The sequence below is a fragment of the Bacillus sp. CIS52 genome (assembly GCF_053545315.1).
This window is the reverse complement of sequence record NZ_JBIUFR010000003.1, coordinates 122694-147456: the sequence shown is the minus strand read 5'-3', so window position 1 is coordinate 147456 and position 24763 is coordinate 122694. Positions and strand designations below refer to the sequence as shown.

Here is a 24763-nt window from a genome sequence, read left to right as displayed (position 1 = left end):
TTACTTTCCTCCGTACAAGCCTTGCAGCACAGTTTGGTTGATCTGAAAAGAATGCTTTTCTTCCGGGAAAACCCGTTCTTTCACATCACGCACATAACCGCTGAGCGCAGATTCAATCGCGCCGTCGATTTTGGCATATTGCTTCACGAACTTCGGTGTTCTGTCCACGCCGTGGCCGACGACGTCATGATAAACAAGAACTTGGCCGTCAGCTTTTGAGCCGGCTCCGATTCCGATGACGGGAATGGATACTTCTTCTATTATTTTTGCGGTCAGTTCAGCAGGCACACATTCAAGCACGAGCATCATCGCTCCCGCCTGTTCGCATTTCACGCTGTCTTCGATGAGCTTTTTCGCGCTTTGCTCATCTTTTCCCTGCACTTTATATCCGCCTAACACTCCGACAGACTGCGGTGTAAGGCCTAAATGGCTGACGACAGGGATTCCGCCGAGTGTCAGCGCGCGGATGGATTCGAAAACGCCGTCTCCGCCTTCAAGCTTTAACGCGTCCGCTCCGCTTTCCTGAATAATGGCCGCGGCATTTTTCAATGTATCTTCTTTTGAAAGGTGGTAAGACATAAACGGCATGTCGGTTACGATAAACGTATTTTTCGCACCGCGTTTTACCGCTTTTGTATGGTGAATCATGTCACTGACCGTTACGCCGACGGTTGAATCGAGCCCGAGCACGACCATTCCGAGCGAATCCCCGACTAAAATCATGTCGACTCCAGCCTGTTCCGCCAGTTTTGCCTGCGGATAATCGTAAGCGGTCAGCATCACGATCGGCTCTCCGTTTTCCTTCATTTTCATGAAATCCAGTTTTGTTTTCATTCTGATTCTCCTCCTCTAAACGGTGAGGAGATGATCCGCCAATTCTTCGCAAGCAAAAAAGCCTTCTATAAAATAAGAAGGATTCCCACTTGTTTAACGTTCAGCGAATGTCATCCCTCTGTCCCAGTCCTTTTTTGGATCAAGGCAGACTTTTCGTAATCTCTGTTCTGCTGATCAGGTGCAGTTCATTATGATACTGCCCATAGGAAGTATACCAAATTCACGAGGCTTGTACCAACTAAGATTAATTGAGCTCAATATCGGCAGAGTAGATCTTCTTTATTCCGTCTTTCGTTTCCAAAAGAAGGACCCCCTCTTCATCAATGCCGAGCGATTTCCCGTAAAACGTCCCTTGCAGCGTTCTCGCACTGAGCTCACTCGCCAATCCGACCGCGTAGCTTTCCCATAACAGCTTAATCGGTGTAAAGCCGTGCTTCAGATAATCCTGATAGCGTTTTTCAAAAGTCAGCAGAATCTCTTGTATCAGACCCGCTCTGTCAATTTTTTCGCCGGCTTCCAGGCTGAGGCTTGTCGCAATGTCCTGAAGCTCGCCGGGAAAATCGGTTTCCCGCTGGTTCACGTTGATTCCGATGCCGAGAATGACCGAACGGACGCGGTCTTCTTCCGCCTGCAGCTCAGTTAAGATTCCGACGGCCTTTTTACCGTGAATCATTAAATCATTCGGCCACTTAATTGCGGGCTGTACACCGGTAAAGGATTCGATAGCCTGAACGACCGCAACGGCAGATAACAGGGTGAGCTGCGGCGTTTTTTGCAAAGGAATTTCCGGTCTCAGGATGAGGCTCATCCAAATCCCGTTTCCTTCCTGAGAATGCCACACTCTGGACATTCTTCCTCTGCCTGCCGTTTGTTTATCGGCAACTACGAGTGTTCCTTCCTGCGAGCCGTCATTGGCCAGTTCATGGGCGGTTTTTTGGGTGGACGGCAGGACGTCCCGGTAATACAGCTGTTTGCCCATAACCTCTGTTTTCAGCCCGAAGTGGATTTCAGATTCACTGAGTTTCCCCGGTTTTTTGATGAGCCTGTACCCTTTTCGTCTGACCGCCTCAACCTCATAGCCCTCTTTACGGAGCTCTTCTATATGTTTCCAAACGGCGGTTCTCGAACAGCCGAGCACGTCACTTATTTTCTGCCCGGAGATAAAGCCGTCACCCGCCTCAGAAAATAAATCAATTAATCGGGTTCTTAATGTTGATCCCATGATGCGAGCCACTCCTTTATGTCATGTTTTCGGTTGGAGAGCTTCCCTGCCAATACCGCTTCTTCAATCCGGCTAAGTTCTTCGGCAATCCATTTACCCGCACGGCGGTTTCTGAGCTCCATCAGATCAGCGCCGGAAATGTCGAGATCACGAAGGCTTTTGATCGGCAGCTGCTCATACAGGCTTCGAATCTCTTTCAGGTTTTGTTCATCAACTGTCTTATGCTTTTTCAGCATTTCGATTTTAACGGCTGAAAACAGCGCATCTCCAGCCCGGTACATCGCCTGGGCTTCAAGCTGCGCCGGATAAACGCTTATGATCTGCACCGCTTTTTTTATGACTTTTCCCGGCAGTTTCCATTGTTTTAAAAACGGTTCGGCGCTTTTCGGACAAAGACCGAGAAATAATAACAGCGCTGCCCAGCGTTCTTCGCGCGTATCTAAGGAGGAAAACGGATATCCGCTCGCTTCAAGCATTTGCTTCTCATAACCGGAAAGGCCGGGCAGCTCTTGTATCAGACCTGTCTGCACCATTGTTTGAATCGCTTCTTTTGAAGATGCGCCAACAAGCAGCTTTTCAAACTCGACGGTCTTTCGTTCTACTGATACGTGCGCCAAAAGCTCCCTGTCTTTTATGACGGCCTCTTTTGTTTCTTTCTCTAACAGAAAGCCGAGCTGGCTCATAAACCGGACGGCTCTCATCATCCGCAGAGCGTCTTCCCGAAAACGGTCTTCAGGGTTCCCCACCGTACGGATCAGCTTTTGCGCGATATCATGAACGCCTCCGAAATAATCAAGCAATTCTCCTTCGGCAGACATCGCCATTGCATTAATCGTTAAGTCTCTCCGCTTTAAGTCTTCTGCTAAAGATGTAATGAACCGGACGGCTTCAGGACGCCGGTAGTCCTTATATTCTGATTCGGCGCGGAAGGTGGTGACTTCATATGTTTCATCTTCCCATAAGACGATTACGGTGCCGTGCTCTTTGCCGACATCGACGGTCCGCTCAAAGAGACGCTCCACCTCATCGGGCGAAGCGCTTGTTGCGATGTCCACATCACCTATTTTTCGTTTCATATAGTTGTCTCTGACGGCCCCCCCGACAAAGTAGGCCTGGTGGCCCGCCTTTATCAGATGGTGAAGGATGGGGAGGGCTTTGACAAATTCCTGTTCCATAAGATCACTCCGGTCCTGCCAATTCGTCATAAATCCGTTCGTACTGACTGACGATTCTTTGCGAAGAAAAGGCGGTTTCCACCATTTTCAGCGCATGGTCAGTCAAACGTTTGCTGAGCTGTTTGTCTTCTAAAACGGCAAGCGCTTTTTCAGAAGCCGCTTGAATATCGCCGACTTCCACCAGAAAACCGCTTACTTGATCTTTAATCACTTCCGGTATTCCGCCGATATTCGTTCCGATGCACGGCACACCGCAGGCCATCGCCTCCAGAAGCACGAGTCCGAAACTTTCTTTTTCAGAAAGAAGGAGCTTAAGGTCACTGATGGAATACAGTTCTTCCACCCTGTCCTGGTTTCCGAGGAGCAGCACTTGGTCCTGCAGGCCGTATTTCTCGACAAGCTGCCAAGCGACGCACTTTTCCGGTCCGTCGCCGACAAGCAGAAGCTTCGCCTTTGTTTTGGCTGCGATATTACGGAAAACACGGATAACATCCTTCACGCGTTTTACCTTTCTGAAGTTGGAAACATGGATGACGACTTTCTCATCCGGCAAAATACCGTGTTTCTCTTTTATACTCTCTGTATTTTTCTTAAGATAAACACGTTCATCAATAAAGTTGTAAATGGTCTCAATTTTTTTATCCGGCTTGATTAAATCATATGTTTCCCCGGCAAGCGCGGTTGATACAGCGGTCACTCTGTCGGACGCTTCAATGGCAAACCGGATTAAATCTTTTAATGACGGATCATACCCTAAAACGGTAATGTCCGTACCGTGAAGCGTCGTAACAATGCCGATGTCGCGCTTTAGCATCTGTTTGGCGAGATAAGCGCATACTGCATGCGGGAGCGCATAGTGCGCGTGGATGATATCAAGATTTTCCCTTGCGGCAACCTCAGCGATTTTGCTCGCCAGTGAAAGGTCGTAAGGCGGATGTTTAAATACCGCGTATTGGTTGACCTCCACCTCATGAAAATGAATATTCGGATGATATGTATTTAATCTGAACGGGATGCTTGATGTGATGAAATGAACCTGGTGCCCCTTTTCCGCAAGCAGCTTGCCGAGTTCCGTCGCAATAATACCCGAGCCTCCGACACTCGGGTAGCATGTAATCCCTATTTTTAATGGTCTCATTGTCCGCCCCCAAAAACATCATCATTCAAAACGGGAAGCTGTTTTGAAAAGAAACCTTCGGCATACCCCGTCCCGGCTTCTTTGCCATACAGTCTTTCCCGCGCTTCCACCATTTCGATATAACCGTTTGTCAGCGGTGTGTTCACTGACTGCGCCGTAGGAATAAACTGACTTTGATAGGCGTGCAGGCTTTCTTTTTTCAGATCGATGGTTTCCGTTATGTCGATTACAAAGTCCGGACGGTGAAATCCGTTAATCATATAATAGTAAACTTTTTGAGCCTTGTGAGCCGGCAGTTCCCGGTGATCTTTATATTTATGAATTCCCGCTGAGAATACCGCCTCTTCGACTAATGCCGCCGCATTGCCGTGATCTGGATGGCGGTCTTTCGGATAAGGCATGAAAACGGCTTTCGGCCGGCATGCTCTGATGACACTGACAATCCGGCGGATGCTGTCCTCACTTTTCAAAAGCCCGCGGTCAGGAAGCGTAAGCTGGATTCTCTCTTTCACGCCGAGAATTCGGGCGGCCTCCGCCGCTTCTTCTTTTCTTATACTTACCGTTCCGTTAGATGACAGCTCGGCCTCGGTCAGATCGCATATCACAGCGGTTTTTCCTTGCCCCGTAAATTTTGCGATTGCGCCGCCCATGCCGATCTCGACATCATCGCTATGGGCGCCGAACGCAAGAATATCAACGTGTTCAGACATTCGGCTCTCCTCCGCGCACGAGATTGCGGAAATCAAACGCCCCGCCGTCCAGCGTACGGACGAGAATCTCCGCTGTTCCCATATTTGTGGCCAGCGGGATCGCATATACGTCACACAGCCGGATCAGCGCCGATACATCCGGTTCGTGAGGCTGCGCAGTTAACGGATCCCGCAGAAAAATGACGAGATCAAGAGCATTTGCCGCAATTAATGCCCCGATTTGCTGATCTCCGCCGAGCGGGCCGGATTGAAAACGTTCAATGGACAATCCGGTCGCTTCCTGGATTTTCAAGCCTGTCGTGCCCGTCGCGTATAACTCATGGCGGCTCAATATATCTTTATATGCGGTCGTAAACTGAACCATATCCTGCTTTTTTTTATCGTGAGCAATCAAAGCGATTTTCATTTGATATTCTCCCCCTTGCCGATTCAGTCGATAATATTTTCGAGACCGTACACAAGCTGGTCGATTTTCATCACTTGCTCTACTGACAGCTTCACTCCTGACATAAAGGAAGCCCGGTTATAGGAATCATGACGCAATTTCAGCGTTTGGCCGTCCATGCCGAACATGACTTCCTGATGGGCGATAAGGCCCGGCAGACGCACGCTGTGAAGACGGATGCCGTTTAATTCAGCACCGCGGGCGCCCGGCAAGATTTCTTTTTCATCAGGATGACCCTGCTGCTTTTCTGTACGGACGCTTGAAATCATTTCCGCTGTTTTCAGCGCCGTTCCGCTCGGTGCGTCCAGTTTTTGATCATGATGAAGCTCAATGATTTCTACATCTTCAAAATAGTTGGCGGCCATTTGTGAGAATTTCATCATCAGCACCGCGCCTAATGCAAAGTTCGGAGCGATGATGGCGCCGATTCCTTTTTCTTCAGTCAAGGCTTGAAGCTCCTCTAAATCCGCTTCAGAAAATCCGGTCGTTCCCACAACAGGACGGACGCCGTGTTCAAGAGCGGCTTTCGTATGTTTTTTGCCGATTTCAGGCGTTGTTAAATCGATCAGCACATCCGGTTTTGTTTCTTGGAAACATGCGTGGATATCCGTATAAATAAGAGCATCTGAATCAGCTGACATCACTTCCCGCAATGTTTGCTGATCGTATGTATGGTCAATGGCGCCGACAAGCTCAAAATGTGGCGTGCGGACAGCAAGTTTTACGGCCTCTTGGCCCATTCTGCCTCTCGGTCCGGCGATTACGACTTTAATGGTTTCATTTGACATGGTTTCTCCTACTTTCCTTCTTCTTTTCTCGTCCAGCGGTCTTTATCCCGTGTATTAAATTTATGCATCACGCGGTTATGAGCTTCCTCCAATGAAATATCAAGGGAGTTGGCGAGGCAGATCAGGACGAACAGCACGTCGCCCATTTCCTCTTCCATGCTTTTCTCATTTTCCGTCGTTTTCTTCGGCTTTTCCCCATAGTAATGGTTGACTTCTCTTGCAAGTTCGCCCAGTTCTTCGGTGAGACGGGCCATCATGGCAAGCGGGCTGAAATAGCCTTCTTTGAATTGGCCGATATATTCATCGACCTCAGCTTGTAAGTCTTTCATCGTTTTGTCACTCACTGTGCGAATACCTCCTGTCATCTCTTCCATGTTAGCTAATTCAAGTACATTTGACAAATGTTAAAAACGGCAGTTTGCTGTTTTCTTTTGTATCCACTATAATATTTACGCAATCTAATGGAAGGAAAAGGGGTTTGATGCAATGCTTGGAGAAATCAGAATCAAAAATATTTGCTTTATTTTAATCGGCGCCGCTGTTTTTTCATTCGGACTGGTTCACTTTAATATGCAGAACAATTTGGCGGAAGGCGGATTTACCGGCATTACGCTGCTCTTATATGCGTTATTCCACATCAGCCCTTCTATTTCCAACCTGGTATTAAACATTCCTATCTTTTTCATCGGCTGGCGCATGCTCGGCCGGACGATGTTTGTCTATACCCTGATCGGCACCGTCTCTCTCTCAGTTTTTCTGAGTATTTTTCAGCGTTACGAAATTCATATGCCGCTGTCGCATGATTTAGCTCTGGCGGCCTTGTTCGCGGGTGTATTTATCGGCGCGGGTCTCGGCATTATTTTTAAATACGGAGGCACGACGGGCGGGGTCGATATCATCGCCAGGCTGATTAATAAGTTTTTCGGAATCCCGATGGGCCGGACGATGTTTGCCTTTGATGCCTGCGTCATTTTGCTTTCTTTGTTTACGTATCTTTCTTACAAGGAAGCGATGTACACGCTTGTAGCCGTTTTTGTCGCTGCGCGATTGATTGATTTTATACAGGAAGGCGGCTATGCGGCAAAAGGGGCAACGATTATTTCTTCGAAAAACGATTTGATCCAGCAAAAGATTATAGATGAGATGGACCGCGGCGTCACCGTTTTAAAAGGACAGGGATCATACACTAAAGAAGACAGAGACGTTCTTTACTGCGTCGTTCCGAAAAACGAAATTGTGCTTTTGAAAAGCGTCATCACTTCTGTTGACCCGCACGCCTTTGTTGCCGTAAGCGACGTCCATGATGTACTCGGAGAAGGATTTACGCTTGATGAAAATAAAAATCCGATCAGACGATAATAAAAAGGCGGCTTTTGCCGCCTTTACTGTTCGTGTTTCCATTTGACAACCGGTGATTTTTTCTTTTTCAATCGGCGGGCGAATGCCGGACTGACATTGAGCGTCTGTTCGACGAAGCGCTGCGGCGTTAGTGCCAGCCATTGGTTTAGGGAGACGTCTTCAAAACGGTCGCTTTTGAAAATTTCCAGAAAGCGAAGCACGGTGTCACCGATATTCTGGACATAATGCCCCATCGCAAAAGGAACATATCCTACGTCACCCGCTTGATAGTTAAATGTCCGTGCTCTTCCCTCCGCCGCAAACACCGTCATTTTCGCTTCTCCTGAAAGATAATACTGCCACTCGTCCGTATTCGGATGCCAATGTAATTCTCTCATGCCTCCGGGTTCGACTTCCACAAGAGCGGCGGCAATCGTTTTTGACACCTTAAACGTTTTTGAATCGACGATCTTGACTCTTCCCCCGCTGGTAACAAGAGGCTCCTGCCGGGAGAGCTTGTAGCTGAACGGCTCCAAAACGGTGCCTTCCGGGGAAGAAACGGCTGCCTGTTCAATCGGGGGAGGCGGTTCCAGCTGGAACATGTAACGCTCTTTCTTGTGAATGTAGGCCAAGTCATATCCGGGAACACCGAAGTTCGCCTCCAGCACGCTGCGCGGGGTGTGGGCAAACCAGTCCGTTACAGAAAAGGTGCTGTTTTCTGAAAAAGAGCCGTCATCAAAGACAAGCAGAAACTCACTGCCCTGCTCCATCCCTTGAATGGAATGAGGGATGCCGGAAGGAAAATACCACAAATCCCCTTCGCTGACGTTGTCAATAAAATTCCGCCCGTTTTGGTCGACTGCGGTTAAACGGACTTCTCCGTTTATCACGTATCCCCATTCGGCTTCTTTATGCCAATGAAGTTCCCGCACAGCTCCCGGTTTCAGTCTCATGTTCACCGCCGCGATGTTTTTGGACACCGGCAGTTCCCTGACCGTCACTTCTCTCGACCATCCGCCGTCTTCAAGCCTCATATGCGTATCAGAAAAAGAGAATTTCAAGTTTTGAACCGTTCCCGCATCCGTTGAAGGCGGAACGAGCATATCAGGATTCTGGAAGTCACGCGCGAGGTTCCGCGGCCCTTCATCAGTCGCCCCTTTTCTGCCTCTGATCGGCTGCGGGAGGTGTTTTGAAACCAATTGCTGGATGAGTTTTTTCACTGGCTTTAGCTCCTTTACAGCAATTTGTGTTTATTTAGACTTAGGATATTCACGCTTTTTCTCTTTCTTTTTTTCCGCTCTGTATTTTCGGTAGCCGACATATGTCAGCGCAGTAATAATGATACCGCCTGTTGTCAGAATGACCCAGAGCAGCGAAGGATCAGCGTCATCCCGCTCCACCTTGTCAAATACACGTTTTAAATCCTGCTGCAGAAGCGTCAGACGCTCAAGCTTTGTTCCTTTTGTCATCTGCTGAAACCCTTCCTGCTCAATCACCTCGATATGTTTCGCCACCGTATCAAGCTGGCCGGCCGACACATCCATTGTCAGGCTGGGATAAATTAAATCATATAATGATATAAATTCATTCCACTTTTCATTGAAATTCTCACTTCCGTTCCCGCTGACATCTTCTTTTAAGGCGCTGAATGTCGCCATAATCGGTCTTTCAAGCGAACCCCACAGCGGATCGGAGTGGTCTTCCATCGCATCCATTACAAGCCTGAACTGAGCGGCTGCGCGAATTTTTTCGGAATCTGAGGCATCCGCCTGTTTCAAGGCGCGCTCTAAATCATTACAGCCCAGAGTCACCTGCCTGACTTCGGCGCCGGTCAGTGAGTTTACGTGTGTCATTTTTTTCTTAAAGTAGCCAAGCACTTGCAGGGCCTCATCATACTGCGAATGCCTCGTCATCTGGAAAACGGTATCCGAAAGGTCGTTCAGTTCCTTGAGACCGCCCTCACCTTCAGCTTTAGCAGTTGTGATGAAACACATAAGAGCAAGCAAAAGACAGATTGTCAGCTTTCGTTTCATAGAGGTCCCTCCCACTCCTTCTCTTTACAGAATATGAAGAGCGGGACAAGGTTAGACCAAGATTCTATCAGTGTAAGTCAAGCTTTATCCGCCTTTTGGAAATCACCAAAACGTATGCAAGACCGAGTGAAAACAGGCTCAGCCAGAATGTGGCATAGCCGATCTCTTGCATATAAGCACTAAGCATTGAATAGCGAGGCATCATGCCGAAAAGATAATCAATGACGTCATTATGAAGCGTCCAAACAGCGGCAACGGCAAGATGCCATAACCGGAACCGAAAATACGGGCTGTATAAAACACCTTGAACCGCCATGGCGAAATGTGAAGCAATCAGCATGTACCCTTCCCAAGGCATCTGCCCCATTTTAATCAGCACAAAGATATTCATTCCGACCGCCCACAGCCCGTATTTTACAAGGGTTACAAGCGCAAGCGCTTCAAACAGCGGCGCGTTTCTTCTCATAAGAAATGCCAAAAGCACGAACAGGAAGAAAAATGTCGCCGTCGGGCTGTCAGGCACAAATATCAGAAAACGGAACGGCGTGTCCGCAAGCTGCGGCAAATACCAATAATAGCCGTACGCGGTACCGATAAAATTAACGGCAAGAGCAAGCAGAAGCATGCCGCGCCGTCCTAAAAGATAAGAAATCCACCTCAATACCATCAACTCTCAGTCCTTAAAAAATATGTATCATGCAAAAAAAGCTGACATCCGGTCAGCTCTTTTCATAAAAGTATATCCTGCTATTGTCCGCTTCACAATACGTTATTTTGAGGTCGTTTCAGAAATGAACTTCGCCAGCTGATCAAGCTGTTTATCATTCCCTTTAAAAATACCGGCTGGCATCTGCCCTTTCCCTTTGACGGCGATCTTTTTAATTTCTTCCGGGCTCAGCCCGTTATCGACCAGGGACGGACCGGCGCCTCCGCCTTGAAGATTATCCCCGTGACAGGAAATACAGCCCTGTTCTTTAAATACTTTATAACCGTCTGATTCGGTATCAATGGCGGCTTCTTTTTTGATTTTCCCTTGCTCCTCCGCCTTCGCCCAGTCATGCGTCGCGACTGACTGCCACGTTAAAAAGACCGTAGCGCAAAGCGCCAAAAGCATCATGCCGACCGCAACCGGACGCTTCCACGGCCTTCTTTCAGATCCCCTGTCGAGAAACGGAGCCAAAAGAAGCGACCCGAAGGCAAGCCCCGGTATAATCATCGCGCCGATAACGGTGTAGCTCCCCGCGGCATATTCATATTTTAAAAGCTGGTATAAAAATAGAAAATACCAATCCGGCAGCGGTATATATCCCGTATCCGTCGGGTCCGCAACCCGTTCCAAAGGCGGCTCGTGCACAATCGTCAAAACGAGAAATCCGACGAGGAAAACGGCTCCGACCATCCATTCCTTCAGCAGGAAGTTCGGCCAGAACGCCTCTGTCTTTCCCGGATACTCTGAATAGTCTTTCGGTATATTCGGTTTTTTTTCAGCCGGAATCCTTGAATCTCCTACAAACTTCATTCCTTTCCCCCGGTGCATGTCATCCCCTCCCTTTTATATCATATCTGTATTAAAGCGGTCCTGAAATTCCCTGCTTGCGAATCATGACAAAGTGGGCGCCCATGAGCGCAAACAAAGCGGCAGGGAGAAAAAACACGTGAATCGCAAAGAATCTCGTCAGCGTTTGGGCGCCGACAATATCGTGGTGGCCGGCAAGAAGGGTTTTCACCTGCGCTCCGATCAACGGCGTCGCCTCCGCAATCTGAAGACCTACCTTTGTCGCAAACAGCGCCTTCATGTCCCACGGAAGCAGATACCCTGTAAAACCGAGACCAAGCATCACAAAAAAGATCAGAACACCGACGATCCAGTTCAATTCCCGAGGCTTTTTATAAGCTCCCTGAAAGAAAACCCGCAGCGTATGTAAAAACATCATCACGATGACTAAACTTGCCCCCCAATGATGCATACCCCTTACAATCTGTCCGAAAGCGACTTCATTCTGCAAATAATACACAGATTCCCACGCGTTTTTAATATCCGGCACATAATACATCGTTAAAAACATCCCGGACAGCACTTGGATAACGGTTACAAAAAACGTCAATCCGCCGAAACAATAGACAAAAGCCGAGAAATGGTGAGCTGGATTCACATGTTCCGGCACTTCATGGTCGGCGATATCCCGCCACATCGGCGTAATATCGAGACGTTCGTCCACCCAGTCATAAATTTTGTTCAGCATGTCACCCTTCCCCCCTAGGCTTTGCTTTTCCAAGATACAAAAAGCCGTCCTTTACTTTTTGCTCATAACGGTCAAGAGGCGCGAGCGGCGGCGTGCCCGGAACGTTCGTGCCGTCTTTTTCATACAGCCCGTAATGGCAGGGACAAAAGAATTTGTTCGGATTTTTAGGATCATTGTTCCAGTTTACGGTGCAGCCTAAATGCTTGCAGATCGGCGAAAGCGCTATAATTTCATCGCCATGCTTGTAGACCCAGGCTGACCTGGATTCTTCCGATTCGTACCAGGCGTCGACCTGATGAATTTTAAAGTCAAACCGTTTCGGCTCCTTCGTCAGTTCATCGACGCTGACAACCTGCACCATTTTTTGATCTCCGGTCGGTTTTAATACCGGGTCCAGCGCAAAACGGACCATAGGCATAAGCGCACTGGCGGCCATAAATCCCCCCACGCCGGTGAGCGCATAGTTTAAAAATTGCCTTCTTGATATATCTTGTTTTCCGCCCATCTCTTCCCCCCCTAAAAGATTGACCAAAAATTAACTAAAATAGAAAATAATTCTGAGATTTGACACCCTCATAATATATGAATCTTTCAGCAAGGTCAACAGAGGCAAAATGGCTGTTTTGCGGGATGTCTGGAGTTTTTAGGAATTGTTCCACTTCTGTAACAAAACGTTCAAAATTTCCCCGCACTTATCATCCGCTATTTTTCTCTTTAAAGAGTCTTTCATATGTTCAAACGGGACTGCAGGTATGTAGATGACATCAGATCCTATTTCAGAGTCCTTCCATTTTTCGTCTGCCGTCAGAAACAAGGCATGCCGGAAGCTGGTCATCACCTCTTCTTTGAATTTTTGCAGCAGGGCGATCTGTGATTGATCTATATCAACATATGTATAAGAGGGGAATAAATATACCCGTCCCTTCAACTGGCGCTCAAGCTCTTCAGAAAGCAATTGGGTGCTCTCCCCCCGTTCAACGGCCTCTTTTAAGCCTCCTGCAGATGTTATGGAAATTAGCGGAATGACAGCGGTATCAATGTAATCCGCAGATTGCAAATAGACATCGGCATCAGCGGCCCTCCATCTCATGTCTGGTTCCTCCTCCTTACGCAACAAGCCTTGCATATTCTGCAAGGCTGTCATTTATGTGAGCTGATTCAATTGGCGGGAAAGCTTTTCAAATGTTTCTTTGTCGTGGCGGTCCAGCGCCTCGTCGATATCTTTAAGCAGCTTTTCCCGCTGGAAAGTGGATATGGCATGTTCTAATATTTTTTCGGCCATCCCCTGATCCTGTTTATTTTCAAACAGGTCTTTCGGCAGATGCGGATTTAATTCAAGAACAGCAGCATATTCAGGCGAGCTGTAAGCCGAACGGAAATTCAGCTGGATAAATAAATCCTGCTGCTTATTCAGCCGGATGTCGTGAAAAGATTTTTCTGCGTCCGTGGTCATGACATTTTCTTTGTAAAACCTAAACGGCACCTCATCAACGCAATGCGTAGACATGATAATGCCTCTCGGGCAAAATTCAGCTTGTTCTACAAAATGGACCTTCTCCATTAATGTATCATGACTCATTAAATAATTTAAAATCCAGACGCACTCCCGGCGTTTAAGCTGATAATGATTTAAAAACCAACGGATAAAATCCTTTTTTTCATTGACAGAAACAGGGGTCTGCATGTAATTCCCTCCTCTATCGATCGTATAATCTGACATCACTTATACATTCAGCAAGCATGGTTCAAAATCCTGCTTATTTCAAAAATTCGTCCTCTATCCGTAAGATTGTTTCTTCAAGCTCTTCGTTTGTTCCATCCATTGAAAGCACTTGTTTTAAAAGCGGCAGCGCTTCTTTCTGGAGACCCTCTTCCAATAAGAAGTGAGCGTATTCATATAAGAAATCCCGATCCTCCCGGTAATGGAGGTACGCAGCTTCGAAGCTTTTTTTCGCTTCGTCATATTGCTCCAGACCCGTATAGGCGCCCGCCAAATACCAATTGTATTTCGGATCTTCTTCGCCGTAGCCGCGGACTTCCTGAATCAGATCAATAATCTCTTCATAGCTTTCTTCTTTATGATAGACGGCTAAAAGCGTATGGAGCGCTTCCACATAACCTGGATCGAGCGCCAGCGCTTCCTGAAGAAGCTTTTTGCCTTCGTCTTCGTTCCCGAGCTTTAACGCCATTTTCGCCGCATAGAGAAAAAGCTCTTTATTGTATTCATCGTAAGTAATACCTTCTTTAGCGGTTTTTAATGCATCTTCATACATGCCCTCTGCCTCGTAGCTTTTTGCAAGCGGCATATAAAGCGATGAATAAGAAGGATCAAGCCCTTTTAAATCAGAAAGCTGCTTAATGGCGGTTTTGACCATTCCCGCCTGATAGGCTGTGAAGCCGTACCCGAAAATCGTATTCGGTTCTGTATGTTCTGCTGCCGCTTTTTCATACCATGAAATCGCTTCTTCAAATTCACCCGCCGCGCTCAATGACTCGGCCAGCCTTTGATGAACATTTACACCGCCGATTTCGTTCCGCTCTTTTGCCGTCTCTTCGTAATAGGGAACGGCTTTTGCGTATGACCCTTGGGTAAAGTACAATTCTCCCAGAGCAAAATCAATAACAGGTTCATCTTTTAACATTGCTTTCGCCTGTAACAGCTTTTGCTCACTTACTTCAAATAAGCCCTGCATCTGATACAGATCAGCCATCAAAAGAAGGCTTTCCGCGTAAGACGGGTCTTCTGGTGATATCGTCTCCAGCACCTCAAGAGCTTTTTCTTCTTCATCAATATCTATTAACAATTCGGCGTAAAAATTCGTCAGCTCAGACTCATCCGGATAAAGGTCATGCAGATCACTGATCAGCGTTAACGCTTTCTCTGCGTTTCCCCATTCATAGTAGAGCTGGGCTGCAATGGCTTTGTCTTCGTCATGAAGCTGCGTTTCAGCTTTTGAAAGCGCTTCGAGTCCCTTTTCGGTTTCACCTGCTTCAACTAATTTTATGGCATCTTGAATCAATGTATTCAAATCAGACCGGTCCTTTCTTTTCCTATACCTCATCAACCAATGAAAAGGGTTTATTCGGGTTATTCTTATCATAATTCAGACAGGGTCTGCCCGCAAATAAGATGCTTCACCCGGCATTATAGTTTATCAAAAAATGGCGAAGAGGAAAACGGCAAAAAAGGGGACGCCATCTTTATACGCAAACAGCGCGGTTTGATCCCGCTGTTTCTGTAACGAAACGCATCCCCCCTTCCTGTTATTTTTCCTGTTTAAGACAAGCTATGTCAAAGCTCAAGACTTTATGACACACGAAGAAAAAAGCCCGAAGAATCGTCTTCAGGCTTTTTTGGCTAATTGATCTAAATGCTCAAAGAATGTCGGATAGGAGACGTGGATCGCATCTGTATCACGAATGTCAATCGGCTCTTCCGTCAGACATGAGGCGATACCGAGCATCATGCCGATGCGGTGGTCGCCGTGGCTTGATACACTGACGCCGCCCGCGAGTGTCTTTTTGCCGCGGATTTTCATGCCGTCTTCAGTCGCTTCAATGTCTGCGCCGATTTTCCGGAGCTCTGATACGACGGTGTCTATCCGGTTCGTTTCCTTCACTTTCAGCTCCGCCGCGTCTTTAATGACCGTTGTGCCTTCAGCCTGCGTTGCCAAAAGGGCGATAATCGGTATCTCGTCAATTAAACGGGGAATGATTTCTCCGCCGATTTCTGCTGCTTTCAGAGCTGACGTTTCGATAACAAGATCTCCGTACGGCTCCGCGCTGTCCGCTTCTGATGGAATGACTTCGAGTGAAGCCCCCATCTGCTTTAAGACATCAATAATCCCTGTGCGCGTCGGGTTCAGGCCGACATTTTTCAGCACAATCCGGCTTCCGGGAACGGCAGCCCCGGCCGCGAGGAAAAAGGCCGCTGAAGAGATATCCCCAGGTACGAAAATATCAGCCGCCCGAAGCCGCTGACCGCCAGTTACGGAAGCGCTCGTCTCTGTTTCCGCAAGCTCAGCGCCAAATGCGTTCAGCATCCGTTCTGTATGATCTCTTGATTTATGAGGCTCGGTAACGGTCGTCGTTCCTTCTGCCTGTAATCCGGCAAGCAGCACGGCAGATTTGATCTGCGCGCTTGCAACGGGAGACACATAATCGATGCCTTTTAATTGTCCGCCTCTTACAGATAACGGCGTAAATTCTCCGTCCGCTCTTCCGTCAATCACGGCACCCATCTGTTTTAAAGGCTCCGTCACCCTCTTCATCGGGCGCTTTGCAATACTTTCATCGCCCGCTACCGTACTGTGAAATGGGCGTCCGGCTAAAATGCCGAGCATCAGGCGGATGGTCGTGCCGGAATTTCCGACATCAAGAAGGCTGTCAGGCTCATAAAGTGCGTCAATGCCGTTCCCGTGTATCGTTACATCACTTCCGTTCTGTTCAATGGAGACACCCATTTTTCTGAAGCAGGCAATCGTGCTCAGGCAATCGGCTCCCGGCAAAAAGTTTTTTACCGTTGTCGTTCCTTCTGCAAGCGCTCCGAACATAACAGAACGGTGGGAGATAGATTTATCCCCCGGAATATGAATTTCACCGTTTAAAGATGTCACTTTTTCTCTTTTCAATGTTTTCCACCTCAGTCAGCGTAAAATGTGTCATATTTGGCGCGGGATTGAATGCAGATTTCCGCCCGCTTGCGGTCCTCATCCGTCTGGAAACTGATTCTCAGAATTCCGTTAATATCTTCTCTCGTTTCGATAATGCGGATGTTGGTGATGCTGATTTGTTCATCAGCCAATATCGCCGTAACCTCCGAAATGACCCCCGGATGATCGGGAACATCGACATAAAGGTCATAAAAGGACGGGATCGCCCCTTTTTGACGGATCGGCAGGCCGTCGCGGTAATCCTTCGCTTTTTTAAAGTAACCGAACAGGTTGTCCGCATCTTCATTTTCTACGTAAGATTCGATCGTGTCAATCTCCCGTTTCCACTCTTTGAAGCGGTCAAGCAGCTTATCTTTGTTGTGAAGGAGAATGTCTCTCCACATCGCCGGACTGCTGGAGGCTATTCTTGTAATATCCCGGAAACCGCCGGCCGCGAAACGCTTCAAAAGCGGGTAATCTTCTTCAGAACGGTGAGCCTGATGTACGAGACTGGCAGCAACGATATGAGGGAAATGGCTGATGACGCTTGTCACGCCGTCATGCTCCTCAGGCGTCATCTCCACAAAGTGGGCATTTGCCGCTTTCAGAAGCTCCTTCAGATGCGTTACTGACTGTTTAGAAGTTGATTTTCCCGGTGTTAAAATGTAAAACGCGTTTTCGAATAAAAATTCTTTTGCGGCAGCTGCCCCTGATTTATGAGACCCCGCCATCGGGTGGCCGCCGACAAATTGATAGTGAGCCGGAAGCACTTTGTCGGCGTAGCTGACGACTTTTTGTTTTGTGCTGCCCACATCCGTAATCAAGAGTTCATGGGTGATGCCCGAGGCGGCCAGCATATCAAGCATTTTCAGCGTTTGAGCAACGGGCGTGGCGATAATGATAACTGATGCTTGCTGCGCCCCTTCCGTAAATGAGCCGGCCCGCTCGTCAATAATCCCGAGCTTCAGCGCGGCAGTGAGCTGTTCTTCCGAAATATCCACACCGATAATCCGTTTATGCGGATGCTCCTTTTTGATAGCCAATGCGATCGATCCGCCGATCAGCCCGATTCCCGCAAGCAATATAGTATCCTTCATTTCACTCATTTCCTTTTTCATCTAGTTTAATAGAGCAAAGAGGTGATGCTTGATCACCTCTTATAATATTTCAGCTAAAATTGTCAGAATTTCCTCATTCTGCTCTTTCGTACCGACCGTAATCCTTAACGCTGTCGGAAATCCGAGCGCCTGTCCCGAGCGGACGATATATCCTTTTTCCAGCAGGGCCTGGAACAGTTCATCCGCCGGGCGGTTAAAATCAATGAGCACAAAGTTGGTTTGTGAAGGATAACATGTTAAACCGTGGGTTTCGGCAAAATCATAATACTGCTTAAGACCGGCTTTATTTTTTTCGACACATTCCTTAATAAATGCCTGGTCATCAAGCGCAGCCAGTGCCGAAGCCTGACCGATTCTGCTCGTATTGAACGGCTCTCTCGCCGGCTCAATCTGGCGGATCAGCGCTTCGTCCGCAATGCCGTATCCGACGCGCAGCGCGGCAAGTCCGTACGCTTTAGAAAATGTGCGGAGGATCATGACATTCGGATATTGCTTTAAAAGCGGAATGCTTTCAGGGTAATCTTCGGCGGTGACATACTCATAGTACGCTTCATCAAGTACAACGAGGATTTCCTCAGGAACTCTGTCTAAAAAGGAAATTAATTCCCGTTCGGAAGTATACGTCCCCGTCGGATTATTCGGATTGCACACCCATATGACTTTCGTCTTGCCGTCAATTGCTTCCAGCATCCGATCCAAATCATGAGCACCGTCGCTGCGGAGCGGCACTTCACGCACTTCAGCGCCCTCAATCACCGCATTGTGTCTGTATTGCGGAAAAGTCGGAGCGGCGGTAATCGTGTTTGTCTGATCATTTAATAAAGAACGGCAGATAATCTGCACAAGCTCATCTGAGCCGTTGCCGAAAATGATCGAAGATTCACTGACCTGCAGATGCTCACTTAGCCGCGTTCTCAAAGCGGCACTGTAACCGTCGGGATACAGCGCGAGCTGCTCAATCTCCTGATGCAGCGCATCTTTAGCGGCCTGTGAACAGCCGAACGGATTTTCGTTAGAAGCGAGCTTCACTACTTTCTCAAGCCCGTATTCCATTTTCACTTCTTCTATTGGTTTGCCCGGCTGATACGGTTTCAGCTGCCGCAGCTGTTCTTTAATCTGCAAATCCAGTCACCTCATTTTACACTGTACAGTCGTCCGAACGTCTTTGCGTAGTCTTCAAATTCAAGAAGCGCATCGGCTCTTGTGCCGGGGTTCACAAGCTTTGTTTCAAGCTCTTCTACTTTTTTAACGAGCGCGCTTCCGACAACGACACCGTCTGATATTTCATTCATCTCCTCAACCTGTCTGCGGCTTGAAATGCCAAAACCGACCGCAACCGGAACGGAGCTGAATTCTTTCACTTTTCGGATAAAAGAGTATACAGACGGATCGAATTCTCTGCGTACGCCTGTCACTCCTAAAGAGGATACGCAGTACACAAAGCCGCCGGCCTGTTCAGTAATTATTTTCAGTCGGTTTTCACTTGTCGGCGCAACCAGCGAGATATAAGCGATGTTCTCCTTTTTGCATGCCTTTTGTAAAAGGGCGCTTTCCTCTAACGGAAGATCCGGAACAAGCAGACCGTCTATGTCGTTTTCCCGCAGTAAAGCGAAAAAGTGTTCTTTTTCTAATTGTAACACAGGATTATAATACGTAAAGAGGATAATTGGAATATGAACGCCGTTTTTTTTCATTTTGCCGCCAAGTTCAATGGCTTTAATGATATTCATTCCGTTTTCCAGAGCCCGTTTTGAAGCCCGCTGAATAACCGGGCCGTCGGCGAGCGGATCTGTGTAAGGGACGCCGATTTCAAGGGCTGAGGCGCCTGCGTTCTGCAATGACTTTGCCAGTTCAACTGAAATGTCAGGAAGCGGATCGCCAGCTGTAATAAAAGGGATAAATAGTTTTTCAGAATCATGCAGATTAAACATGTGTCTCCACCTCGTTTTCCAAAACATTCATCAGCGTATGAACGTCTTTATCTCCTCTTCCCGACAAACTGACGAGAATGATTTTATCTTTATCCATGTCTTTTGCCATTTCAAACGCTTTTGCTAAAGCGTGTGCAGATTCAATAGCCGGAAGTATGCCTTCTGTTTCAGAAAGCAGACGCAGCGCGGCGATCGCTTCATCATCTGTCACACTTTCGTACGTTACACGGCCGCTTTTATGCAGATAGGCATGCTCCGGCCCGATCCCCGGGTAATCAAGGCCTGCTGAAATGGAATACGGTTCGATAATCTGCCCGTATGCATCTTGTATTAAATAGGTCATCGAACCGTGAATCACCCCGAGCCTCCCTTTTGCGATCGTTGCCGCATGCAGCGGTGTATCAATTCCTTTTCCGGCAGCCTCGGCGCCGATCAGCTCAGTATCTTCGTCTAAAAAGGCCTGAAAAATGCCCATCGCATTGCTTCCGCCGCCGACACATGCAACAACCTTATCCGGGAGCGTTCCTTCGGCTTTGCGGAGCTGTTCTTTCGCTTCCTCGCCGATGATTTTCTGAAACTCGCGAACGATGTAAGGATACGGATGCGGGCCTACAACAGAACCGATTAGGTAGAAATGATCTTCACAATGCTGGACCCAATATCTGATCGCCTCATTCGTCGCATCTTTCAGCGTGCCGTTTCCGCTTGATACCGGCACCACTTTTGCGCCGAGCAGCTTCATGCGGAATACGTTCAGCGACTGGCGCGCAACGTCCTCTTCACCCATAAAAACCGTGCACTCAAAACCGAATTTTGCGGCGGCTGTCGCGGCGGCAACACCGTGCTGTCCCGCACCGGTTTCGGCAATGATTTTCGTTTTGCCCATCTTTTTGGCAAGCAGAATCTGGCCTAACGCGTTGTTTATTTTATGGGAACCGGTATGGTTTAAATCTTCCCTTTTCAGATAGATTTTTGCCCCGCCCAAATACTCCGACACCCTGTCTGCAAACGTTAATGCCGTCGGTCTGCCTGAGTAATCAAACAATAGTTTTTGATATTCGGCATGAAAAACGGGATCATTCTTTAATTCTTTGAAAGCCGTTTCGATTTCTTCGAGGGGCCGCATTAATGTTTCAGGGACAAACTTGCCGCCAAATTCGCCGTATCTTCCGATTTCATTTGGATATGGATACATAATGGTTCATCCTTTCTTCTAAAAGCCGGATCAGTGTTTGATCCTTTTGTCCGTTTTTTTCAATTCCGCTGGCAAGATCTATACCGCACGGGCGTGATTTCAGTAAGCCGGTAATCGTTTCAGGATTAACGCCGCCCGCAATAAAACAGCGCTTGTTTGCTTTTTGAGCCTGCTCCCGGTACAAAGGGACACGCTTCCACGAAAACGCGATTCCCGTGCCGCCCCTCATGCCTTTGACTGAAGAATCAATGACATAGCCGTCGACGGCAGATGCAAATTGAGCCATCTGACGGAGCGTGCTTTCTCCGTGATGGAGCGCTTTCCATATCTCAGAACGCACAAGAGGACGGAGACGGCGGGCATCCTCAGGCGATTCATCACCGTGAAGCTGGATAACGTCAAGGGACAGATCAGAAGCGGTTTGCGCGATGTTTTCTATCGTTTCATTCACAAAAACTCCGACATGTTTCTTGTCTGTCCGGATCTCTTGTTTCCATTTCCGGACATCAGCCGGGGTGACCTTCCGTTTGCTTGCGGCAAAAATAAATCCCAGGTAATCCGCTTCTGAGGCTGCCGCAAGCTCATAATCACGCTTCGATCGTATTCCGCAGTACTTTAATTCAGGCTTTTTCATACCCTCACTCCCCGAACAGCCCTCGGATCGCCTTTTGCTGTGAATCCTCTCTCATTAAGGATTCTCCGATCAATACAGCCTGCGCCCCGTGCTTGTTGACGAATTGCAGGTCAGCCAAAGAGCCGATCCCGCTTTCACTGACCAGCAGACAGCCGTCCGGCACAAGCTGCGCTATTTTTTCCGTTTGCGAAACCGAAGTACGGAACGTTTTTAAGTCCCGGTTGTTAATGCCGAGAATGTCCGGCTGAAACACCTGTAAAATCCGTTCAAGCACGGTTTCATCATGGACTTCCACAAGAACGTCCATGCCCTTCCCACGTGCTTCCAGGTAAAGCTCATGAAGCTTTGAAGGTTCCAGCGCTTCACCGATCAGCAAAATCGCATCAGCACCGAGCCGGTACGATTCCTCCACCTGCAGGGAGTCAATAATAAAATCCTTTCTTAATACGGGAAGAGAAACGTTTTTTTTAACATCTGTCAAAAAGTGATTTCTTCCCTGAAAAAAACGGGTATCCGTCAGAACAGAAAGGGCGTCGGCTTTGGCTGCTTCATAATCCGCCGCAATCTCTTCCGGAACAAAATGCTCTTTAATCAGACCTTTAGACGGCGACGCTTTTTTCACTTCAGCGATCAGCCCGATAAAACGATTCGGATTCAGGAGCGCTTCCTTAAAAGATCTCCGTTCAATTTGACAGGTTTCCGGCAGCACAATGGATTTGATTTCTTCTTTTTTCTGCTGAATGATTTGATCAAGCATATAATTCTTCCTCTTTCTGTTTCAGACGTTCGAGCTGCCTTTTGGCATCTCCGTTTTGAATCGTTTCTAAAGCGATGTTTGCTCCTTCTTTCAGATCGTTTGCGAGACCTGCCGTATAAATGGCCGCTCCCGCATTTAAGGCCGTAATGTGCAGAGCGGACGACGGAGCTTCATTTGCAAAAATATTCTGAATGAGATGCGCGCTTTCTTCCGCTGAGCTCACTTGAATATCTTTCAGCGAACCTTCTTTAAAACCGAATTGTTCAGGTGATACCGCATATTCCAGACGTTCACCGTTTTTCAGCTCAATGACATCGGTCGGTGCTGTGACGGACAGTTCATCTAACCCGTCACGCGCCGACACAAGCATGACGTGCCTGACTTCAAATTGTTCCAAAGCGCTTGCCATCAGGCGCGCTTTTTCAGATGAATAGACGCCGATCACCTGCCGTTTCGCCTGCATCGGGTTGCTGAGCGGGCCAAGCAGGTTAAACACGGTTCGGAAGCCCAGCTCTTTTCTCACAGCGGCGACGTGCTTCATTGACGAATGAAACAGCGGGGCAAACAAAAAACCCATTTGCTTCGTCTCAATACTGTGTTTGACACTGTCAGGGGTGGCTTGAATGGAAACACCCAGTTTTTCCAGCACATCCGCGCTGCCGCTCTTAGACGACACGGAACGATTTCCGTGCTTGGCAACTTTGGCTCCGGCGGCAGAGGCTGTAATCGCTGCTGCCGTTGATATGTTAAACGTAGAAATCCCGTCTCCGCCTGTTCCGCACGTATCAACAACATCCTCCAGGCCATCTGCCGTCTGCGCACGGGCCCGCATCACTTTTACAAATCCGGCGAGCTCCTCCGCCGTTTCGCCGCGGTGGGCTAATACCGATAAGATTCCGCCGATTTCAGACTGCGACATGTCTCCGCTCATCATCATTTCCATCAGCTTTTCGGCTTCTCCGGTTTTCAGCGTGCCGCCATTAACGCACGATTGCAGAAATTTGTTCATCCGTCTTCTCCTCCCCGCCAGAAAAGATGTCTTCTGCGATTTGAATCGTTTTTAAAAGCGCCCCCGCTTTGTTGCAGCTCTCTTCATATTCGGCTTCCGGGACGGAATCAGCGACTATTCCCGCGCCCGCCTGCACCGACGCCGTACCGTTTTTGACACTCATGGTGCGGATGGTGATGCACGAATCAATCGAACCGTCAAATCCGATATAAGCGATACATCCGCCGTAAGTTTCTCTGGAAGTCGGTTCTAATTCATTTAAAATCTGCATCGCGCGGATTTTCGGAGCGCCCGAGAGTGTTCCTGCCGGGAATGCCGACATCAGTGCATCAACCGGATGGACGCCCTGTTTTAAACGGCCGGTTACAACGGAGATGATGTGCATCACATGTGAAAAAGAAACGATCTTCGTGAATTCCGGTACGGTTACGGAACCATACTCCGCGACTCTGCCGATATCATTGCGCGCCAGATCGACGAGCATGTAATGTTCAGCTTTTTCTTTTTCGTCATTCATCAGCTCTTTTTTCAGGCGTTCGTCCTCTTCTTTTCCGGCTCCCCTTTTTCTCGTTCCGGCGATCGGATGTATTTCCAGATGTCTGTCATGCACACGGATCAGGCGTTCAGGCGAACTCCCGACAATGTCTCTGTCCGGCAGTTTAATATAGTACATATAAGGTGAAGGGTTGACGATGCGGAGCACCCTGTACAGCTCAAAGGAATGTCTGGATACCGGGATCTCAAACTTTTGCGACAGCACTCCTTGAAAAATATCTCCCGCTTTTATATATTCTTTCAGTTTATTAACGCCGGCCATAAACTCTTCTTTCGTATTATTGGATGTCACATTGGCAAAGCTCGGTGTTTCAAATGTACCTTTTGAAAAAAACGGCTCTTTCATATCTTTCGGTTCTGTCAAAATACCGATAAGATCGCGAAGCTCCGCGCAATTTTCTTTAAAAACGGCCCTTTTTTCTTCTTCCGTCTCCCGGCCGTTAAGCGCCGCATATTGAATGAAATGCACTTGTTTCGTTTCATGGTCGTACGCGATGATTTTCCGGCAGACAAACAGCATGCATTTTTCTAAATCTGTTTCTTTTGCGTGGCTTGGCACGGAAGGCTCAATTAAAGGAATCATGTCATAGCTCAGATAACCGACCGCCCCTCCCGAAAACGGGATATCAAGATCGGGCGTTTTAATGCGGAAGCTTTCATTCATCCAGTCAAGCACGGCTTTTAAATCTCCGGCTTCAAACAGCGTAAGCCCTTTCGGATCAGCGGCAGTGAATGTGTGATGACTCTCTTTAATCGTGATAAAAGGATCGAGACCGATAAAAGAGTATCTTGACCAGCTTGACGACTCATCCTTGCTTTCCAGCAAATACGTAATGTTTCTGTCCAGTTTTTCAACCATCTGAATGGGTGTGATCGTATCGACCGTAAAAGTCTCTGCGATTGGAATGGTGCGGTGTGTCAGACTGTCCTTTAAAAATAAAGAAACATCCGATTGTAAATTCATGATTCTCCTCCTTACGGTAAGG

At 48.0% G+C, this 24763-nt stretch carries 27 protein-coding genes; 1 reads left to right on the top strand and 26 read right to left on the bottom strand.

The features are described from left to right. The 8 genes from panB to ACH32G_RS13505 all read right to left on the bottom strand — a co-directional run bounded on the left by panB (window position 1) and on the right by ACH32G_RS13505 (window position 6656). The gene (panB, locus tag ACH32G_RS13540) at window positions 1-834 is read right to left on the bottom strand and encodes a 3-methyl-2-oxobutanoate hydroxymethyltransferase (protein ID WP_016939076.1); all 834 of its coding nucleotides are present in this window, start codon (window positions 832-834) and stop codon (window positions 1-3) included. Between the two features lie 244 nt (window positions 835-1078). After that, a complete protein-coding gene (locus ACH32G_RS13535) occupies window positions 1079-2056 on the bottom strand; it encodes a biotin--[acetyl-CoA-carboxylase] ligase (protein WP_448814441.1) in 978 nt (325 codons plus the stop codon). Then, window positions 2041-3231, bottom strand: a complete 1191-nt coding sequence (locus ACH32G_RS13530) for a CCA tRNA nucleotidyltransferase (RefSeq protein ID WP_448814440.1) — start codon at window positions 3229-3231, stop codon at window positions 2041-2043. The genes ACH32G_RS13535 and ACH32G_RS13530 overlap by 16 nt, the downstream gene beginning before the upstream one ends. Window positions 3232-3235: 4 nt before the next feature. After that, a complete protein-coding gene (gene bshA / locus ACH32G_RS13525) occupies window positions 3236-4369 on the bottom strand; it encodes an N-acetyl-alpha-D-glucosaminyl L-malate synthase BshA (RefSeq protein WP_045927208.1) in 1134 nt (377 codons plus the stop codon). Further along, on the bottom strand, window positions 4366-5079 hold the full coding sequence (gene bshB1 / locus ACH32G_RS13520) for a bacillithiol biosynthesis deacetylase BshB1 (protein WP_448814439.1): 714 nt from the start codon (window positions 5077-5079) through the stop codon (window positions 4366-4368). Before bshB1 ends, bshA begins: the two co-directional genes overlap by 4 nt. Then, complete coding sequence (gene mgsA, locus ACH32G_RS13515; protein WP_326352019.1) at window positions 5072-5485, bottom strand: methylglyoxal synthase; 414 nt, start codon at window positions 5483-5485, stop codon at window positions 5072-5074. Before mgsA ends, bshB1 begins: the two co-directional genes overlap by 8 nt. A 23-nt stretch (window positions 5486-5508) precedes the next feature. Beyond that, window positions 5509-6312: a 4-hydroxy-tetrahydrodipicolinate reductase gene (gene dapB / locus ACH32G_RS13510; protein ID WP_047475732.1), complete on the bottom strand. Its 804-nt coding sequence runs from the start codon at window positions 6310-6312 to the stop codon at window positions 5509-5511. An 8-nt stretch (window positions 6313-6320) separates the two neighbouring features. Then, complete coding sequence (locus tag ACH32G_RS13505; protein ID WP_003153495.1) at window positions 6321-6656, bottom strand: nucleotide pyrophosphohydrolase; 336 nt, start codon at window positions 6654-6656, stop codon at window positions 6321-6323. A 142-nt stretch (window positions 6657-6798) separates the two neighbouring features. Here ACH32G_RS13505 and ACH32G_RS13500 point away from each other — a divergent pair, with 142 nt between their 5' ends. Continuing rightward, window positions 6799-7671, top strand: coding sequence for a YitT family protein (locus tag ACH32G_RS13500; protein WP_016939082.1), 873 nt, complete (start codon window positions 6799-6801; stop codon window positions 7669-7671). 23 nt (window positions 7672-7694) lie between these two features. Here ACH32G_RS13500 and ACH32G_RS13495 read toward each other — a convergent pair whose 3' ends face one another. The 18 genes from ACH32G_RS13495 to trpE form a co-directional block, all read right to left on the bottom strand. Beyond that, window positions 7695-8870, bottom strand: a complete 1176-nt coding sequence (locus ACH32G_RS13495) for an oxalate decarboxylase family bicupin (protein ID WP_016939083.1) — start codon at window positions 8868-8870, stop codon at window positions 7695-7697. 30 nt (window positions 8871-8900) lie between these two features. Further along, window positions 8901-9683 carry a sporulation protein YpjB gene (ypjB, locus tag ACH32G_RS13490; protein WP_016939084.1) on the bottom strand — a complete coding sequence of 261 codons (783 nt, stop codon included), beginning with the start codon at window positions 9681-9683 and terminating at the stop codon, window positions 8901-8903. Between the two features lie 67 nt (window positions 9684-9750). After that, window positions 9751-10308, bottom strand: a complete 558-nt coding sequence (locus ACH32G_RS13485; protein ID WP_095241770.1) for a DUF1405 domain-containing protein — start codon at window positions 10306-10308, stop codon at window positions 9751-9753. A 144-nt stretch (window positions 10309-10452) separates the two neighbouring features. After that, complete coding sequence (locus ACH32G_RS13480; protein ID WP_045927203.1) at window positions 10453-11220, bottom strand: menaquinol-cytochrome c reductase cytochrome b/c subunit; 768 nt, start codon at window positions 11218-11220, stop codon at window positions 10453-10455. Window positions 11221-11251: 31 nt separating this feature from the next. Beyond that, complete coding sequence (gene qcrB / locus ACH32G_RS13475) at window positions 11252-11926, bottom strand: menaquinol-cytochrome c reductase cytochrome b subunit (protein ID WP_003153485.1); 675 nt, start codon at window positions 11924-11926, stop codon at window positions 11252-11254. Window position 11927: 1 nt separating this feature from the next. Next, complete coding sequence (locus ACH32G_RS13470) at window positions 11928-12431, bottom strand: ubiquinol-cytochrome c reductase iron-sulfur subunit (protein WP_003153484.1); 504 nt, start codon at window positions 12429-12431, stop codon at window positions 11928-11930. A 138-nt stretch (window positions 12432-12569) separates the two neighbouring features. After that, complete coding sequence (locus ACH32G_RS13465; RefSeq protein ID WP_045927202.1) at window positions 12570-13016, bottom strand: YpiF family protein; 447 nt, start codon at window positions 13014-13016, stop codon at window positions 12570-12572. Between the two features lie 54 nt (window positions 13017-13070). After that, window positions 13071-13610: a ReoY family proteolytic degradation factor gene (locus ACH32G_RS13460; RefSeq protein WP_045927201.1), complete on the bottom strand. Its 540-nt coding sequence runs from the start codon at window positions 13608-13610 to the stop codon at window positions 13071-13073. 73 nt (window positions 13611-13683) lie between these two features. Then, window positions 13684-14955: a tetratricopeptide repeat protein gene (locus ACH32G_RS13455; protein WP_045927200.1), complete on the bottom strand. Its 1272-nt coding sequence runs from the start codon at window positions 14953-14955 to the stop codon at window positions 13684-13686. Between the two features lie 315 nt (window positions 14956-15270). Further along, on the bottom strand, window positions 15271-16557 hold the full coding sequence (gene aroA, locus ACH32G_RS13450) for a 3-phosphoshikimate 1-carboxyvinyltransferase (RefSeq protein ID WP_016939090.1): 1287 nt from the start codon (window positions 16555-16557) through the stop codon (window positions 15271-15273). Window positions 16558-16568: 11 nt separating this feature from the next. Further along, complete coding sequence (locus ACH32G_RS13445) at window positions 16569-17684, bottom strand: prephenate dehydrogenase (protein ID WP_064779112.1); 1116 nt, start codon at window positions 17682-17684, stop codon at window positions 16569-16571. A gap of 51 nt (window positions 17685-17735) precedes the next feature. Further along, the gene (gene hisC / locus ACH32G_RS13440; RefSeq protein ID WP_264818757.1) at window positions 17736-18818 is read right to left on the bottom strand and encodes a histidinol-phosphate transaminase; all 1083 of its coding nucleotides are present in this window, start codon (window positions 18816-18818) and stop codon (window positions 17736-17738) included. Window positions 18819-18829: 11 nt separating this feature from the next. Next, window positions 18830-19627 (bottom strand): tryptophan synthase subunit alpha, encoded by a 798-nt coding sequence (gene trpA / locus ACH32G_RS13435; RefSeq protein WP_448814438.1) that lies wholly within the window; start codon window positions 19625-19627, stop codon window positions 18830-18832. Continuing rightward, window positions 19620-20822 carry a tryptophan synthase subunit beta gene (gene trpB, locus ACH32G_RS13430; RefSeq protein ID WP_016939094.1) on the bottom strand — a complete coding sequence of 401 codons (1203 nt, stop codon included), beginning with the start codon at window positions 20820-20822 and terminating at the stop codon, window positions 19620-19622. Before trpB ends, trpA begins: the two co-directional genes overlap by 8 nt. After that, the gene (locus tag ACH32G_RS13425; RefSeq protein WP_016939095.1) at window positions 20803-21456 is read right to left on the bottom strand and encodes a phosphoribosylanthranilate isomerase; all 654 of its coding nucleotides are present in this window, start codon (window positions 21454-21456) and stop codon (window positions 20803-20805) included. Before ACH32G_RS13425 ends, trpB begins: the two co-directional genes overlap by 20 nt. A gap of 4 nt (window positions 21457-21460) precedes the next feature. Then, window positions 21461-22213, bottom strand: coding sequence for an indole-3-glycerol phosphate synthase TrpC (trpC, locus tag ACH32G_RS13420; RefSeq protein ID WP_448814437.1), 753 nt, complete (start codon window positions 22211-22213; stop codon window positions 21461-21463). Beyond that, the gene (trpD, locus tag ACH32G_RS13415) at window positions 22206-23222 is read right to left on the bottom strand and encodes an anthranilate phosphoribosyltransferase (RefSeq protein ID WP_366969219.1); all 1017 of its coding nucleotides are present in this window, start codon (window positions 23220-23222) and stop codon (window positions 22206-22208) included. Before trpD ends, trpC begins: the two co-directional genes overlap by 8 nt. Further along, window positions 23194-24741 carry an anthranilate synthase component I gene (gene trpE / locus ACH32G_RS13410; RefSeq protein WP_448814436.1) on the bottom strand — a complete coding sequence of 516 codons (1548 nt, stop codon included), beginning with the start codon at window positions 24739-24741 and terminating at the stop codon, window positions 23194-23196. The genes trpD and trpE overlap by 29 nt, the downstream gene beginning before the upstream one ends. Window positions 24742-24763 lie beyond the last annotated feature (22 nt).